We start from the raw sequence: 15196 nt of genomic DNA on the forward strand, positions 1-15196 counted from the left end.
GTCGCCAAATCCAGCGTTGCAGAGGATTGGGCAATAACTCGGCTGGATCAGGCCATGCTGTGGTTGGATTGTCTCACTGGCGGGACAAACAGTCGCGTTTCAACGGTCTAATCCTTTATTCGGATCATCTGTAGGATTAACCTCACTTGATCGCCTCACCGCGATCCTCACTTGGAGATCCCGCATGAAACTGTTGCATATCGATTCCAGCATCCTCGGCGACAACTCGGCGTCCCGTCAGCTCAGCGCGGGCGTGGTCAAGGCCTGGCAAGCGGCTGAACCGGGTGTGGAAGTGACCTACCGTGACCTGGCCAGCGAAGGCATCAACCACTTTTCCGGCGCGACCCTCGGTGCCCTGGGCACTGCCGCTGAGCTGCGTGATGCCGCGCAGAAGCATGAGGCTGACCTGAGCGCTTCGTCGCTGGCTGAGTTCCTCGCTGCCGACGCGGTAGTGGTCGGTGCGCCGATGTACAACTTCACCATTCCGACCCAGTTGAAAGCCTGGATCGACCGTATCGCCGTCGCCGGTCAGACCTTCCGCTATAGCGAAGCTGGCCCTGAAGGCCTGTGCGGCAACAAGAAAGTCATCATCGTGTCCACTGCAGGCGGCCTGCACGCCGGCCAGGCCTCGGGCGCTGCCCACGAAGGCTACCTGAAGCTGCTGTTTGGCTTCCTGGGTATCACTGATATCGAAATCGTGCGTGCCGAAGGCCTGGCCTACGGTGATGAAGTGCGCAGCAAGTCCCTGAACGACGCCAACGTAGTCATCAACGAACAATTGTTCGCCGCCGCGTAAGGCTTGTGTAAATTCCGCCTTCTCTCGGTTTCATTCTGAAGCCGGGCGCCTAAACTCTGTATTCTGCTCGCCTCAAAACGAACGGAGTACGGAGTTTTTTCGTTTGTGCGCTGTCATTACTTTGGCCCAGGTTGTGCAAGCATGGGTTTAACACCCTGGACTTTTTTCGATATGTCGGTTCTCACGCAGCAAAGGTGGACATCCCCATGATGCGTCTTTGTGCTGTTATGGTTCTTTCCCTGCTCGGCGGCCTGATTTCAGTGCACGCCGCACCTGCGCCGCACCCTCACTGGAGTGTGGGCTTCCATCGCATGACGTTTCTCGATCCGCTGGACTTGCAACCGATGAAGGCGATCGCCTTCTATCCCTCTACCGGTCTTGAACACACCACGCAGGTGGGGGCTTATCACGTCGCCGCCACCGAAGACTCCAAGATCGCCATCGGCCGGTTTCCAATGCTGATGTTGTCCCATGGCAACACCGGTACGCCATTGGCCCTGCATGACCTGGCCACTTCGCTGGCGCGCAAGGGTTTTGTGGTGGTGGCCGTGCTGCATCCAGGTGACAACTACAAGGATCACAGCCGCCTGGGTACGGTAAGCAACCTGTACGGCCGGCCGATCCAGATTTCCGAAGCGATCACTGCCACTCTCGGCGACCCGATGCTGTCGCCGTTCGTCAACGTGGATCAGGTGGGTGTCATTGGTTACTCAGCCGGGGGTGAGACCGCGCTGATTCTGGCTGGCGCCAAGCCGGACTTCGACCGCCTGCGCCGTTACTGCCAGGAGCGCCCCGAAGATCGCGACGCCTGCACCACCAAAGGCGAACTGGTGGTGGACCGTGATGACCTGCAACCGCAATCCGACCCGCGCATTCATGCCCTGATGTTGATGGCACCGCTGAGCCTGATGTTCGGTCGCCACACTCTAGCCGATGTGCATGTGCCGGTGCTGCTCTACAGTGGTGATGGCGACAAACTGGTGGCGGTGGACAAGAACGCGGCTGCGTTGGCGCGCAAACTGCCGGAGCCTCCGGACTTCAAGCTATTGGCAGGGGCGGGGCACTTTGTGTTCCTGTCGCCGTGTGACAGCGACCAGTTGGCGACGATGCCGGCGATTTGTACCGATGCCGATGGTGTGGACCGCGAAGGCATTCACCGCGACTTGATCTCCGAGGCGGGGCGGTTCTTCACCCACACACTCGGCCAACCCACTCGCGCCGGTTTGCAGACGGCTGATCAATAAGCACGGCGCATCAGCAACAGGGTCACGCCCAGGGCGGTGACCGACAACAGCGCCGCGCAGAAGAAAATCCAGCCGTAGCCGAGGTTCAACGCCACGGCGCCCATCAACGGCCCGGCAATCGCCAGGGCCAGGTCAAAAAACACCGCATACGCACTCAGCCCAGCGCCACGGCTGCTGTTGGGCACCTGCTTGATGGCTTCCACACCCAGCGCCGGGTACACCAGCGACAAGCCAAAGCCGGTCAGGCCGGCGCCAATCAATGCTACGCCGGTAGACGGCGCCAGCCACAGCAGGGTCAGGCCGAGGGTCTCGATGGTCATGCAGGCAATGGCTGCGCGGAAACCGCCGAAACGGCTGATGGCAGAGATAAACACCAGTCGCGACAGGATAAAGCACACGCCGAATACCGTGAGGCAGTACGCCGCGCCGGCCCAGCCGCGATTGAGGTAGTACAGGGTGATAAAGGTAGTGAGGGTGCCGTAGCCAATCGAGGCCAGGCACAGGCTGGCGCCAAACGGCGCGATACGTCCGAACACCGCCCAGAACGGCAGCCGTTCACCGCGCACCACCGGCACCGACGGTTTATTGCGGATCAGTACGAGCCCCAACGCAGACAATACTGTCAGTGCGATGCCGAGGCTGTTGTAGCCATATTCCGCAACCATCACCACGCCAAGCGGTGCGCCAATGGCGATGGCACCGTAGGAGGCGATGCCATTCCACGAGATCGACCGTGCGGTGTGCTCCGCACCAACGGCGCCCATGCACCAACTGATGGTGCCCACGCCGATCAGGCCCTGGGCCACGCCCAGCAGCAGTCGCGCGACGATCAGGATACCCAGGCTCAACGTTGGCAGGCTTGCCAGCAGCGTGGCGAAGAACGTCAGTACACCACTCAGCAGAATCCCGGCCAAGCCCAGCACAATCGCACGCTTGGTGCCGACGTTGTCTGACATGCGCCCGGCCATTGGGCGGCTGAGTAGCGTCGCCAGGTATTGCGAACCGATGGTGATCCCGGCCACTACTGCGCTGAAACCCAATTGTTCATGCACATAGCCAGGGATGACCGCGATCGGAAGGCCGATGCAGATAAACGCGATGAAGGTGTAGAAAACGATGGAGACGATCTGCAGGGTGATCGATATCGAGTTGGGGGCGGCGGCAGGCATGGGCACTCGTTCGCGGGCGGGCGGTGCGGGCATGATGGCATAACCTGCCTTTCTGTAGGAGCGAGCTTGCTCGCGAAAATCATCAACGATAACGCGTTCAGCCTGATTTACTGCGGTGTTATTAAGTTCTTCGCGAGCAAGCTCGCTCCTACATAAAAAAGCAAAAAGCCCCGTCACGATGGACAGGGCTTCTTCTTACAGCTTGCAGCTAATGGCTGCTCTTAAAACACCACACCCTGGCTGCGCAGGTAATCGTCATAGGTGCCGCTGAAGTCGATCACCCCGGTGGCGCTCAACTCGATGATGCGGGTGGCCAGGGACGAGACGAACTCACGGTCGTGGCTGACGAAGATCAGCGTGCCCGGGTAGTTCTCCAGCGCCAGGTTCAGCGCTTCGATGGATTCCATGTCCAAGTGGTTGGTCGGTTCGTCCATGATCAGTACGTTCGGCTTTTGCAGGATCAGCTTGCCGAACAGCATGCGGCCCTGCTCACCACCGGAAATCACCTTGACCGATTTCTGGATCTCGTCGTTGGAGAACAGCATGCGGCCCAGGGTGCCACGGATCATTTGCTCGCCCTGGGTCCACTGGCCCATCCAGTCGAACAGGGTCACATCATCTTCGAAGTCGTGGGCGTGGTCCTGGGCGTAGTAGCCCAGTTCCGCGGCGTCGGTCCACTTGATGCTGCCGGCGTCCGGGGTCAGTTCGTTGACCAGGGTGCGCAGCAGGGTGGTCTTGCCGATACCGTTCGGGCCGATGATCGCCACGCGCTCGCCGGCTTCGACCTGGAAGCTGAAGTCCTTGAACAGCGGTTTGCCGTCGAAGCCTTTGGCCATTTTTTCGACCATGACGGCCTGGCGGTGCAGCTTCTTGTTCTGCTCGAAACGGATGAACGGGCTCACCCGGCTCGATGGCTTGACTTCGGCCAGCTGGATCTTGTCGATCGCCTTGGCACGGGAGGTGGCCTGCTTGGCTTTCGAGGCGTTGGCCGAGAAGCGGCTGACGAAGGATTGCAATTCGGAGATCTGCGCCTTCTTCTTGGCGTTGTCCGACAGCAGTTGCTCGCGGGACTGGGTCGCCACGGTCATGTACTCGTCGTAGTTGCCCGGGAACAGGCGCAGCTCGCCGTAGTCCAGGTCAGCCATGTGGGTGCACACGCTGTTCAGGAAGTGACGGTCGTGAGAGATGATGATCATCAGGCTGGAGCGCTGGGTCAGGATGTTTTCCAGCCAGCGGATGGTGTTGATGTCCAAGTGGTTGGTCGGTTCGTCGAGCAACAGCACTTCAGGGTCGGAGAACAGCGCCTGGGCCAGCAATACGCGCAGTTTCCAGCCTGGAGACACTTCGCTCATCGGGCCGAAATGCTGTTCCAGCGGAATACCCAGGCCCAGCAGCAGCTCACCGGCACGGGACTCGGCGGTGTAGCCGTCCATCTCGGCGAACTCGGTTTCCAGCTCGGCCACGGCCATGCCGTCTTCTTCGCTCATTTCCGGCAGCGAGTAGATGCGGTCGCGCTCGGCCTTGACCTTCCACAGTTCTTCATGGCCCATGATCACGGTGTCGAGCACGGTGAACTCTTCGTAGGCGAACTGGTCCTGGCGCAGTTTACCCAGGCGCACGTTCGGCTCCAGCATGACCTGGCCGCCGGACGGGTCGAGGTCGCCGCCGAGGATTTTCATGAAGGTCGACTTGCCGCAACCGTTGGCACCGATCAAACCATAACGGTTGCCAGCGCCGAACTTGACCGAGACATTCTCGAAGAGCGGCTTGGCGCCGAACTGCATGGTGATGTTAGCTGTGGAGATCAATTACTTTACCTATCAATGGGTTGCGAGCGTGTCGGCAGGAGCCTTCAGGCATGCGTCAACAGCGACATCAAGGCGCGAAACCCGGTCGCTGAGCAGAAAATGGGGGATGTGTGTTGGAATTTGGCGCGCATTGTCGCATATGTCAGGCGACAGTTGTATGTCCGGCGAAGGAAGGTTTCGCCAGGGTCTCCGGCATTGCGAGCCATAACAACGCCAAGGCCAGCGCTGCGACCCCGGCCAGGGTCAGGAACGCCGCGTTGTACCCGGCCTGCTGCACCACGAAACCCGCCAGGCTGCTGCTCAGTGCTGCGCCCAGGCCAAACACGGTGGAGAGGGCGCCCAGGCTGACGTTGAAACGGCCGGTGCCCTGGGTCAGGTCCTTGACGATCACCGGGAACAGCGCGCCGAAGATCCCCGCGCCAATGCCGTCGAGCATTTGCACGGCCACCAGCCAATAAGGGTCGCTGGACAAGGTGTAGAGCACGCCGCGCAGCGGCAGGATCATGAAACCGGCCATCAGCAGCGGTTTGCGACCCCACAGGTCGGCCTTGAGCCCGACCAGCCAGGCCATCGGCACCATCACCAACTGGGCGGCGACGATGCACGCCGAGGTCAGTGGCGTGGCCATCTGCAGGTTGATCTGCGACAGCTTCTGGCTGACCAGCGGCAGCATGGCGGCATTGGCCAGGTGAAACAACGCGCAGCAGATGGCAAATAGCAGCAGCGGACGATTTGCCAGCAGCACTTTCATGCCGGACGGTTGCTCATGGTCGGTGTGATGTGCCGGGTCAAAGCCGCGGGCCACTTCATGGTCGATGGCTTCGGCGGACACACAACTGATTGCGATGATGCTGGCGAGTGCCATGAACGCCATCAGGTAAAACACCACCACCGGACCAAACAGGTAGGCCAGGCCGCCGGCCAACAGGGCGGCCACGGCATTGCCGGCGTGGTTGAAGGTTTCGTTGCGTCCGGTGCGGCGGGTGAACGCGCGCGGCCCGGTGATCCCCAGGGAGATCGCGGAAATCGCCGGCGCGAACACCGAGGCGGCGACAGCACTGGCGGCCTGGGTCAATGCCACTAGGCTGAAGGAACTGACAAAGGGCAGCAGCAGGCAACTGGCGGTCACCACAATGGCGGCCAGCGCGATCACCGCGCGCTTGCTGCGGGTGCGGTCGATCAATGCGCCCGCCGGGCCTTGGGTGATCAATGCGGCGATACCTGCCAGGGTCATGACCACGCCAATACTGGCCGGGTCCCATTGGTGCACGGCCAGCAGGTAAATGGCCAGATAGGGTCCGAGTCCGTCGCGTACATCCGCCAGGAAGAAATTCAGGCTGTCGAGGGACAAGGTGTTACGCAGGTCGGAATGTTTGGCCACGGCGAGCACTTCGCAAGCGGCGTTCATGGACTGAACACGCATTGCCTTAGTGACCCGCAGGCATTGCGTTAAGTTTCGTGTATTAACTGGGTTTTATTCCGCGGGTACATGGCTTATTTTCTGAGCCCCTCTGTATGGATTATCTGGAGACGCAATGGACATGCCCTCAGCTCAACAGGCGATTGCCTGCAACAAAGACGCCTGGGATCAATCGGCCGGTTTGCACAAGGCCACCGACACCTGGAACGCGTTGCTCAACAGCGTCGGCCAGGCGGACTTTTCCTGCCTGGATCCTACGATTACCGGGCTGCTGCAAGACGTTGGCGTGGCCGGCAAAGATGTGGTGCAACTGTGCTGCAACAATGGCCGCGAAAGCCTGTCGCTGTTTGGCCTCGGCGCACGCTCGGTGGTGGGCGTGGACCAATCCCCGGCGTTCCTCCAGCAGGCCCGGGAACTGGCTGATATCTCTCCGCACAACCCGCAGTTCATCGAGAGTGACATCCATCACCTGCCGCCACCGTTGCACGGGCGTTTCGATATCGCCCTGGTGACCATTGGCGTGTTGGGGTGGATGCCGGATGTAGCGTTGTTCATGCAGCATGTTGCCAGCACCCTGAAACCGGGTGGCACGTTGGTCATGTACGAAACCCACCCGTTTCTGGAGGTGTTCGATCCACGGGCGCAAAACCCGTTCATGCCGGCCAGTTCCTACTTTCAGCGCGAGCCCTTCGTACTGCAGGAGTCGATTGTCTATGAGGGGCAGGGCGAAGTGGCCGGGCCGACGTCCTATTGGTATGTGCACACCCTGGGCGAGGTGGTCAGTGCCGCGGTTGGTGCCCAGTTGCAGATCGGTCACCTGCAGGAGTATCCCCACTCCAACCGCGAAGAACTCTACGACCAATACGAGCACCAACCCGCACAATTACCGATGTGCTTTACCTTGACCGCTACCAAGCGTCTCGACTAAGGCGTCTTTCAGTCGCGGCGCACGAACGTGCGCATGGTTTGCCCAGGGCCTGTGCTGAACGTGGTTGGCCTGGGCATACCTTCGTCGGCGGCAATGAACACAAATTCATCACCGTCGAGGCGATAACTGGCGGGCAAGTGTTTGCCTGCGTCATCACCCATGGAGTCGATCCAGGTAATGCGCTTGGGCACGGTGCTGCTGTCCAGGAAAAAACGTCCTGCCAGCAATACCTCGCCGCTGACCGTCTTCACTTCGAAGCCGTCGCCGCTGATCGTGGTGATTGCGCCAGGGGCCGTGTGCGCGTCGATGGGGTTGAGCAGGCCGCTGTCTTCGAGTGAGATCTGCTCCCACGCACCTTGGAGGGCTTGAAAGTCTGGGTCTGAAAGGGATGACATACAAATTCCTTTTTGTTGAAGGGGAAATCGTCGATGGCGATGCCTTTTATCATTTGAGGCCTGATTACGCAGCACATTCGCAAGACAGCTTTTCACAACTCTTAGTTAACTTTTGGTTACAACCTGTGGCTAAATAACTGCAAAGGGCCACGCGCCGGGTGGTCACTCAGCCGGTCGTGCCGATTGTGTGAATTGTGATTTCAGGTGCTGCTATCCATCCTCGTCCGTTGTGGGCACGCAGGAGCAGCCTGTTCTCTTCTGACTTGTGACGAAATCCCTTGAAACTCATCATTGTTGTTCTCTACGTTGCCTCGATTGCGTATGTACACGTGCGTGGGCGGGTGCGGCATAAGCTGGGCCGCCAACTCAGCGATCATTCGACCTTCCTGGCGCCGATCAACTGCTTTCTCTATCTCTTCTCCAAACTGCCCAGCCGACCCTATCTGTCGCCCAGCGATTTCCCTGACCTGAGCCCGCTCCAGGAGCATTGGCAGGAGATCCGCGAGGAAGGCCAGAACCTGCTGCGCGCCGGCGAAATCAAGCGTTCGGAGCAGTACAACGACGTGGGTTTCAATTCGTTCTTCAAGTCGGGCTGGAAGCGCTTCTATCTGAAATGGTATGGCGACAGCCACCCATCGGCGATGAAACTGTGCCCGCGTACCACCGAGCTGGTGCAGGGCATCGGTTCGATCAAGGCTGCGATGTTCGCCGAACTGCCACCGGGCTCCAAGCTGGTGCGCCACCGCGACCCGTATGCCGGTTCGTATCGCTATCACCTGGGCCTGGACACGCCGAACGACCCGGGCTGCTACATCAACGTGGACGGCGAGAACTACTACTGGCGTGATGGCGAGCCGGTGATGTTCGACGAGACTTACATCCACTATGCCGAAAACACCACGCAACAGAACCGCATCATTCTGTTCTGCGATATCGAGCGCCCGATGAAATACCGTTGGGCCGCAGCGTTCAATCGTTGGTTCAGCCGTACCGTGATGGCGGCTGCCGGTTCGCCCAACGATGCCGGTGACAAGACGGGCGGCCTCAACCGCGCCTTCACCCGGCTGTACAAAATTCGGCTGCGCGGTAAAGAGCTGAAAAAGCGCAACCGTACACGTTATTACCTGGAAAAATGGGCGATCTTTGCCGGGCTGGCGGCCATTTTCCTGCTGATCTGACTGTTTCGGGCGTCATTCACTTCGGTGGATGAGCGCCCAGTTTGTCCCACATCTTCTTGCTGATCTTCTGCCGATTGGCATAGCCTTCCCAGGGATCGCCCTGCAACCCGTCCAGACGCTGCTGCAGGTTGGCCACTGTCCATTGCTGTGCACTGCGCAACCCCTTCAATTCCTCACGACTGACCGGCACCGACACCGGCAATCCCGGCCGCGCCCGCACAGAGTAGGCGGCCACGGTGCTGGCGCCCCGCGCATTACGCAGGTAGTCGATGAAGATCTTGCCGACCCGGTTTTTCGGTCCTGACGTCGCGGTAAAACGTTCCGGCAGTTGCTCGGTCATGAACTGGGCAATCGCTTTGGCGAATGCCTTGACGGTATCCCAGTTGTCCCGCCGCGCCAGCGGCACGACCAGGTGCAGGCCTTTGCCGCCACTGGTTTTGACGAAGGCTTGCAAGCCCAGCTCGTCCAGGACCGAAAGGGTGAGTTGCGCTGCTTCCTGCATGCTTTTCCACGGCAGCGCGGGGTCGGGGTCGAGGTCGAGTACAAACAGGTCCGGGGTTTCGATCTTGTCGACAGTGGCGCCCCAGGTATGAAACTCCACGGTGCCCATTTGCACCGCCCCGAGCAACGCCTCGGTACTGTCGACTTCCATCAGGCGCGCATGGCCGGGATCGAGTGCCTGTTCCAACTGCTTGATGTTGGGAATGGCCAGGCGCTCCGAATGTTTCTGGAAGAACTGCTCGCCCTCGATGCCTTCGGGTGCCCTCAGCAGTGACACGGGACGGTGACGCAGAAAAGGCAGGATCCACTCGCTGATGCTGTTGTAGAACTGCGCCAATTGCTCCTTCTGCATGCCGCTCTGCTTATCGATCACGCGGTCCGGGTGGGTGATCTTCACGGTGCCGGTGGTTTTTTTCGCAGATTTCATGGATTTGACCGTGCGCGGTTGCTCATGAATGACCTGTGCGGCCGGTTTGTCGGTGCGCATCGCGACAAACGCCGCCTGGCGGATCACCCCCTCACGGGTCCATTCGGCAAACTGCACTTCGCCGACCAGTGTCGGTTCCACCCAGTGCACGTTACGGGCCTGGGCTCTGGGCAGGGCTTTTTCAAGGGGCGATGACTTACGCTCCAATGGCCTGAGTTGCGCATGGATCGCCTTCAGTGACGCTTGATCAAACCCGGTGCCTACGCGTCCGGCGTACACCAATCCCGAGGTGTCATTCACTGCCAGCAGCAGTGCACCGAAACCGCTGCGCGAACCCTGCGGGCGGGTGTAGCCGACAATCACGAATTCCTGGCGCAGGCGGCATTTGAGCTTGATCCAATCGGCGTTGCGACTGGACACATAAGGGCTGCCCAGGCGCTTGCCGATCACGCCCTCAAGGGCCAGGTCACAGGCGCTTTCAAAAATGTCCCGGTGATGGGCGGTAAAGGCTTCGGAGAACCGTAATAGTTTGCTTCTGCTGCCAGCCAACGCAGTCTTAAGCGCTGCACGACGATCCTCGACGGGGGCTTCGCGCTGATCCTGGCCATCCAGGAACGGCGCATCGAACAGGTAGTAGACAATGTCCAGGCTGCGTCCGATATCAAACGCGTTTTGCAGCGCCTGGAAGTCCGGCAGGCCGTCGCCGTTGAGGCTGACGACTTCGCCGTCGAGCCAGCTGTCGTTGAGCTTCAAAGCTTGCAAGGCCTTGGTCTGGCGCGGCAGGCGGTCGGTCCAGTCGTGGCCGTTGCGCGTGAACAGCCGCACCTCGCCGTCGCGGATGCGCGCGAGCATGCGGTAACCGTCGAACTTGATTTCGTACTGCCAATCGCCCTCGGGCGCGCGATCCACCAGGGTGGCCAATTGCGGGGTGAAGTGCTCTGGCAGGGCGGCCTTGGTTTTCCGGGGTTTTGCGCGAGGCTTGGGTTTACCCACCGAGGCGGCGCTGAGCACGCTGTCCGGCTGGGCCTGGACAATATCGTAGTCTTCGGCGGGGCGTGCCTGCGCGTCCTGTTCCTTGATCAGCAGCCATTGCTCCTTATCGCCGCTGCCCTTCAAGCGCGTGCGGACCAGTGCCCAATCGCCGGCCAGCTTCTCGCCGACCAGGGTGAACTTGAGCTTGCCGGCGGCGTAGGCTTTGCGCGGATCGTCATGGGGTTGCCACACGCCACGGTCCCACACAATGACCTCACCCGCGCCGTACTGGCCTGCGGGGATATTGCCTTCGAAGCTGCCGTAGTCGAGGGGGTGATCTTCGACATGCACAGCCAGGCGCTTCTGTGCAGGGTCCAGGCTCGGGCCTTTGGGTACTGCCCAGCTGAGCAGCACACCATCCAGCTCCAGGCGAAAGTCATAGTGCAGGTTGCGCGCGGCATGTTTCTGGATCACGAAGGACAGCGCCGACGCCTTGCGTTTACCTGCGGGCGCACGGCCTGCCGGTTCGCCGGTAATGCCGAAGTCGCGCTTGCGGTTGTAGTCGCTCAGGGGCTTGGGCATGACTTATGAGGCCTTGGTGGTTTTCTTTGCGGCGGGCTTCTTGGCGGGCTTGCCGGCCAGGCTGCGCTTGAGCAATTCCGTCAGGTCGATCACGTCGGCGGACTTGCGCTCTTCACTGTCTTGGCGGGTTTCCACATCTTCGATCTTGCCGGACTTGGCCTTCTTGGCCACCAGCGCCATGATTTTTTCCTGGAAGCTGTCGCGGTAATCATCAGGCTTCCAGTCAGCGCTCATGTCGTCGACCAGGCGCTTGGCCATGTCCAGCTCACCTTTGGCCAGGCTGGGTTTGGTCACGTCGCTGCCCAGTTCCAGTTCGTCCAGGCTGCGCACTTCGGCAGGCCAGCGCAGCATCACCAGTACCAGCGCCGACTCCAGCGGCATGAGTGCCGCCAGATGTTGCTTGGTGTGCAGGACCACGTTGGCCAGCGCGACTTTGCGGGTCTTGCTCAGCGTTTCCCGCAGCAGCGCGTAGACCTTGCCACCGCGTTTGTCCGGCGCCAGGAAGTAGGGCGTATCGATGTTCTGCAGCGGGATCTGGTCGCTGGCGACAAACGCGATGATCTCGATGGTCTGGGTCGACTTGGGGTGGGCCGAGCGGATTTCCTCTTCGCTGAGCACCACGTAGCGGCCTTTCTTGAAGGCGACACCCTTGACGATATTGTCCTTGGTGACTTCCTTGCCGGTGGTCTTGTTGATGCGCTTGTAGCCGACCGGGTCCATGCTGCGCTTGTCCAGCCAGTCAAAGTCAACGCCCTGCGATGAAGTGGCCGAGACCAGCGACACCGGGATATGCACCAGGCCAAAGCTGATGGCGCCTTTCCAGATGGCTCGTGGCATAGGTGCGATTCCTTGAGTTGAGGTTGTGTTCTGGTGACTCGGCGCCGGTATGAAAAGTTTCCCCAGGCGGATGCGCGGACAGATCGTGTTACACCTGATGAGAAACTATTTAGTGTCGAAAGCCGAACCCAAGGCGTAGCGTGTTATCGAAAGCACGTACTCCTCACTCCCGAGAGGCTTTGTCAATGAACACTTGTATGCGTCACGTTGCAGCGCTGCTGTTGGGCCTGGCCCTGGTTCCTGTGGTCCAGGCGCAAAACCTGCCCGGCAGCAACAACGCCAACAACGGCCCGATCCACCGGGCCAACCCCAACAGCATGCAGGGCACCCAGCCCAACGCGCCGGCGATTCGCGGGATTCAGACCGGGCCGACCACCCGCACGCCGACCCTGGAAAACGGCGGCATTGGCAACAGCTACCCCAAGCGCGATGCCGCTCCCAGCCGCCCGGCCACCGAAACCAAAGCCCCCACTTATGATGCCAACGGCAATCGCCGGTAAGGATTCCGTCTTATGTTTCTACGCAAAACCCTGCTAGCCGCGCTGTGCGCAACCTCTCTGCTGCCGTTGACGGCTAGTTTCGCAGCCGATGCCCGGCAGTTCCCCAGTGAACAAGGCAGCATCACTGTCACGCCGATCGCCAAAGGCCTTGACCATCCCTGGGCCGTGGCTTTTCTGCCGGACAAGCAAGGTTTCCTGGTCACCGAACGGCCTGGCCACCTGCGTTTTGTCAGCCCTGACGGGAAATTGTCCGCGCCACTGACGGGCGTGCCTGAAGTGTGGGCCAAAGGGCAGGGCGGCTTGCTGGACGTGGTGCTGTCGCCGGACTTCAAGCAGGACCGCATGGTCTACCTTTCCTACGCCGAAGGTGGCGGCAAGGGCGGAACAGCCGGTACTGCGGTAGGGCGTGGACGTCTGGCGGCTGACCTCAGTGGCCTGACCGACTTCAAAGTGATCCTGCGCCAGGAGCCGAAGCTGTCCACCGGCAATCACTTCGGTTCACGCCTGGCCTTCGACCGCGACGGTTATTTGTTTGTGACCCTGGGCGAAAACAACGACCGCCCGACCGCCCAGGACCTCGACAAACTGCAGGGCAAGGTGGTGCGCATCTACCCCGACGGCCGCGTGCCGGATGACAACCCCTTCGTCGGCCAGCCAGGCGTGCGCCCGGAGATCTGGTCCTACGGCCAGCGCAACCCCCAGGGCCTGGCGCTGAATCCCTGGAGTGGCACGATCTGGGAAAATGAACATGGGCCACGCGGGGGGGACGAGATCAATATCATCGAGCGTGGCAAGAATTACGGCTGGCCGTTGGCGACCCACGGCATCAACTACTCTCTGGCACCGATTCCCGAAGCCAAAGGCAAGACCGCGGAAGGCACCGTGCCGCCCCATCATGTCTGGGAAAAATCACCGGGTATCAGCGGCATGGCATTCTACGATGCAGACCGCTTCAAGCCTTGGCAGCACAATGTGTTCATCGGCGCGCTGGCCAGCCAGGAACTGATCCGCTTGCAGTTCGACGGTGACAAGGTGATTCACGAGGAGCGTTTGCTGGGCGCTTTGAAAGCGCGGGTTCGCGATGTACGGCAGGGGCCGGATGGCTTTTTGTATGTGCTGACAGATGAGGATGATGGCGTGCTATACCGAGTCGGCCTCAATCAGGACTGAAGCCGACAACAACCTTTAGGCGCCCGGCTGGCCGGCGATGGCGATTCAAGCAACGCCATCGCCGGCAAGGTTTACAGGCCCAGGTCAGACAGCCCCGGATGATCATCCGGGCGCCGTCCCAGCGGCCAGTGGAACTTGCGCTCGCTTTCCTTGATCGGCATGTCGTTGATGCAGGCAAAACGATTGGCCATCAGGCCGTTCTCGTCGAATTCCCAGTTCTCGTTGCCATAGGAACGGAACCAGTTGCCCGAATCATCGTGCCACTCATAGGCATACCGCACCGCAATGCGATTGTCGGTAAACGCCCACAGCTCCTTGATCAGCCGATAATCCAGCTCCTTGGCCCATTTACGGGTCAGGAAACCCTTGGCTTCTTCGCGGTTATGGGCGAACTCGGCGCGGTTGCGCCACTGCGTATCAAGGGTGTAGGCCAGGGACACCCGGTGGGGGTCGCGGGAGTTCCAGCCGTCTTCGGCCAAACGCACTTTTTCGATGGCCGATGCGCGGGTAAACGGCGGCAGGGGCGGACGTGTTTCTGCAGTCGATGACATGGGGCAGTTCCTCAAACAATCAGGGTGGGTTGAAAGTTGCGCCGTTGTGCGATCAAAGTCCCAACAAGGTTTGCGCCATGCATTGCGCATTATCGGCAGCTGTTGAATCGCCCATCACCAGGGCAACGGTAATGGCGCCATCGACCAGGATCAGCAGGTGCGCGGCCTGCCGTTCAGGGTCGGGGGTGCCATGTGCTTGACACAGTTCGAGCAGGTACTCGAACAGTTTCTGTTTGTGGGCCTTGGCCAGTTGGCGCACCGGGTCCTGCGGGTCGCCGGTTTCGCCGCTGGTGTTGATGAAGGCACAGCCACGGAAATCGGCGGAGCCAAACCAGGTTTTCAGTGCATCGAACACCGCCAGCAGGCGTTCTCCGGTGCCTTCGCTACATTCCACCTCTGTGCGCAGCCACTGCATCCAGCGCTCGTCGCGACGCTGCAGGGCGGCAATCACCAAATCGTCTTTATTGGCGAAGTAGCGGTAAATGCTTTTTCGCGAGACGCCAGCGGTTTTCACCAGGAAGTCCATGCCGGTGGCGGCGATGCCGTGGCGATAGATCAACTTTTCGGTGACGTCGAGAATGATGTCGCGGGTTTCATTACTGGTCATGTCGTTCATGTTGCGAACAGTAGAACGATCGTTCTTCTTGGTCAATCAGAATTTTTCCATGCGCCACGGCAAGACCTGAGGCCCCCCATGGTGTAAGCTCGGGGCCTCTTC

The 15196-nt window shown here is 60.4% G+C and carries 14 protein-coding genes; 6 read left to right on the forward strand and 8 right to left on the reverse strand.

The features are described 5' to 3' along the window. Positions 1-184: 184 nt before the first annotated feature. Complete coding sequence (locus BLR69_RS05050) at positions 185-796, forward strand: FMN-dependent NADH-azoreductase (protein WP_058426150.1); 612 nt, start codon at positions 185-187, stop codon at positions 794-796. Between the two features lie 206 nt (positions 797-1002). Continuing rightward, complete coding sequence (locus tag BLR69_RS05055) at positions 1003-2040, forward strand: alpha/beta hydrolase family protein (RefSeq protein WP_071495787.1); 1038 nt, start codon at positions 1003-1005, stop codon at positions 2038-2040. Here BLR69_RS05055 and BLR69_RS05060 read toward each other — a convergent pair. The 3 genes from BLR69_RS05060 to BLR69_RS05070 all read right to left on the reverse strand — a co-directional run bounded on the left by BLR69_RS05060 (position 2034) and on the right by BLR69_RS05070 (position 6398). After that, positions 2034-3209, reverse strand: coding sequence for an MFS transporter (locus tag BLR69_RS05060; RefSeq protein ID WP_071495786.1), 1176 nt, complete (start codon positions 3207-3209; stop codon positions 2034-2036). The genes BLR69_RS05055 and BLR69_RS05060 overlap by 7 nt on opposite strands. 221 nt (positions 3210-3430) lie before the next feature. Next, positions 3431-5017, reverse strand: coding sequence for an ABC-F family ATPase (locus tag BLR69_RS05065; protein ID WP_028616043.1), 1587 nt, complete (start codon positions 5015-5017; stop codon positions 3431-3433). A gap of 142 nt (positions 5018-5159) precedes the next feature. Further along, positions 5160-6398: an MFS transporter gene (locus tag BLR69_RS05070; RefSeq protein ID WP_071495850.1), complete on the reverse strand. Its 1239-nt coding sequence runs from the start codon at positions 6396-6398 to the stop codon at positions 5160-5162. Between the two features lie 154 nt (positions 6399-6552). Here BLR69_RS05070 and BLR69_RS05075 point away from each other — a divergent pair, with 154 nt between their 5' ends. Beyond that, positions 6553-7365 carry a class I SAM-dependent methyltransferase gene (locus BLR69_RS05075; RefSeq protein WP_071495785.1) on the forward strand — a complete coding sequence of 271 codons (813 nt, stop codon included), beginning with the start codon at positions 6553-6555 and terminating at the stop codon, positions 7363-7365. Positions 7366-7373: 8 nt separating this feature from the next. Here BLR69_RS05075 and BLR69_RS05080 read toward each other — a convergent pair whose 3' ends face one another. Then, positions 7374-7760, reverse strand: coding sequence for a TIGR03067 domain-containing protein (locus BLR69_RS05080; protein WP_071495784.1), 387 nt, complete (start codon positions 7758-7760; stop codon positions 7374-7376). A 278-nt stretch (positions 7761-8038) separates the two neighbouring features. On the opposite strand from BLR69_RS05080, the gene lpxO reads away from it, so the two are divergent. After that, the gene (gene lpxO, locus BLR69_RS05085; protein ID WP_071495783.1) at positions 8039-8938 is read left to right on the forward strand and encodes a lipid A hydroxylase LpxO; all 900 of its coding nucleotides are present in this window, start codon (positions 8039-8041) and stop codon (positions 8936-8938) included. Positions 8939-8954: 16 nt separating this feature from the next. On the opposite strand, the gene ligD is transcribed toward lpxO, so the two are convergent. Both ligD and ku read right to left on the reverse strand, forming a co-directional pair. After that, complete coding sequence (ligD, locus tag BLR69_RS05090) at positions 8955-11420, reverse strand: DNA ligase D (RefSeq protein WP_071495782.1); 2466 nt, start codon at positions 11418-11420, stop codon at positions 8955-8957. Between the two features lie 3 nt (positions 11421-11423). Next, entirely contained in the window at positions 11424-12257 is an 834-nt protein-coding gene (ku, locus tag BLR69_RS05095; RefSeq protein ID WP_071495781.1) for a non-homologous end joining protein Ku, read from the reverse strand. Positions 12258-12442: 185 nt separating this feature from the next. On the opposite strand from ku, the gene BLR69_RS05100 reads away from it, so the two are divergent. Both BLR69_RS05100 and BLR69_RS05105 read left to right on the forward strand, forming a co-directional pair. Beyond that, the gene (locus BLR69_RS05100; RefSeq protein WP_071495780.1) at positions 12443-12757 is read left to right on the forward strand and encodes a hypothetical protein; all 315 of its coding nucleotides are present in this window, start codon (positions 12443-12445) and stop codon (positions 12755-12757) included. A gap of 12 nt (positions 12758-12769) precedes the next feature. Then, entirely contained in the window at positions 12770-13927 is a 1158-nt protein-coding gene (locus tag BLR69_RS05105) for a PQQ-dependent sugar dehydrogenase (protein ID WP_071495779.1), read from the forward strand. A gap of 71 nt (positions 13928-13998) precedes the next feature. Here BLR69_RS05105 and BLR69_RS05110 read toward each other — a convergent pair whose 3' ends face one another. Both BLR69_RS05110 and BLR69_RS05115 read right to left on the reverse strand, forming a co-directional pair. Continuing rightward, positions 13999-14478 (reverse strand): nuclear transport factor 2 family protein, encoded by a 480-nt coding sequence (locus BLR69_RS05110; protein ID WP_071495778.1) that lies wholly within the window; start codon positions 14476-14478, stop codon positions 13999-14001. 52 nt (positions 14479-14530) lie between these two features. Further along, the gene (locus tag BLR69_RS05115; protein ID WP_071495849.1) at positions 14531-15094 is read right to left on the reverse strand and encodes a TetR/AcrR family transcriptional regulator; all 564 of its coding nucleotides are present in this window, start codon (positions 15092-15094) and stop codon (positions 14531-14533) included. Between the last annotated feature and the right edge of the window lie 102 nt (positions 15095-15196).

Source organism: Pseudomonas azotoformans (assembly GCF_900103345.1).
Lineage (GTDB): Bacteria > Pseudomonadota > Gammaproteobacteria > Pseudomonadales > Pseudomonadaceae > Aquipseudomonas > Aquipseudomonas azotoformans.

Coding starts and splice junctions, on each gene's coding strand:
- BLR69_RS05110 (WP_071495778.1), bottom strand. CDS start 14,478: ATGTCATCGACTGCAGAAACACGTCCGCCCCTGCCGCCGTTTACCCGC.
- BLR69_RS05060 (WP_071495786.1), bottom strand. CDS start 3,209: ATGCCTGCCGCCGCCCCCAACTCGATATCGATCACCCTGCAGATCGTC.
- BLR69_RS05050 (WP_058426150.1), top strand. CDS start 185: ATGAAACTGTTGCATATCGATTCCAGCATCCTCGGCGACAACTCGGCG.
- ku (WP_071495781.1), bottom strand. CDS start 12,257: ATGCCACGAGCCATCTGGAAAGGCGCCATCAGCTTTGGCCTGGTGCAT.
- BLR69_RS05080 (WP_071495784.1), bottom strand. CDS start 7,760: ATGTCATCCCTTTCAGACCCAGACTTTCAAGCCCTCCAAGGTGCGTGG.
- BLR69_RS05105 (WP_071495779.1), top strand. CDS start 12,770: ATGTTTCTACGCAAAACCCTGCTAGCCGCGCTGTGCGCAACCTCTCTG.
- ligD (WP_071495782.1), bottom strand. CDS start 11,420: ATGCCCAAGCCCCTGAGCGACTACAACCGCAAGCGCGACTTCGGCATT.
- BLR69_RS05115 (WP_071495849.1), bottom strand. CDS start 15,094: ATGAACGACATGACCAGTAATGAAACCCGCGACATCATTCTCGACGTC.
- BLR69_RS05055 (WP_071495787.1), top strand. CDS start 1,003: ATGATGCGTCTTTGTGCTGTTATGGTTCTTTCCCTGCTCGGCGGCCTG.
- BLR69_RS05100 (WP_071495780.1), top strand. CDS start 12,443: ATGAACACTTGTATGCGTCACGTTGCAGCGCTGCTGTTGGGCCTGGCC.
- BLR69_RS05075 (WP_071495785.1), top strand. CDS start 6,553: ATGGACATGCCCTCAGCTCAACAGGCGATTGCCTGCAACAAAGACGCC.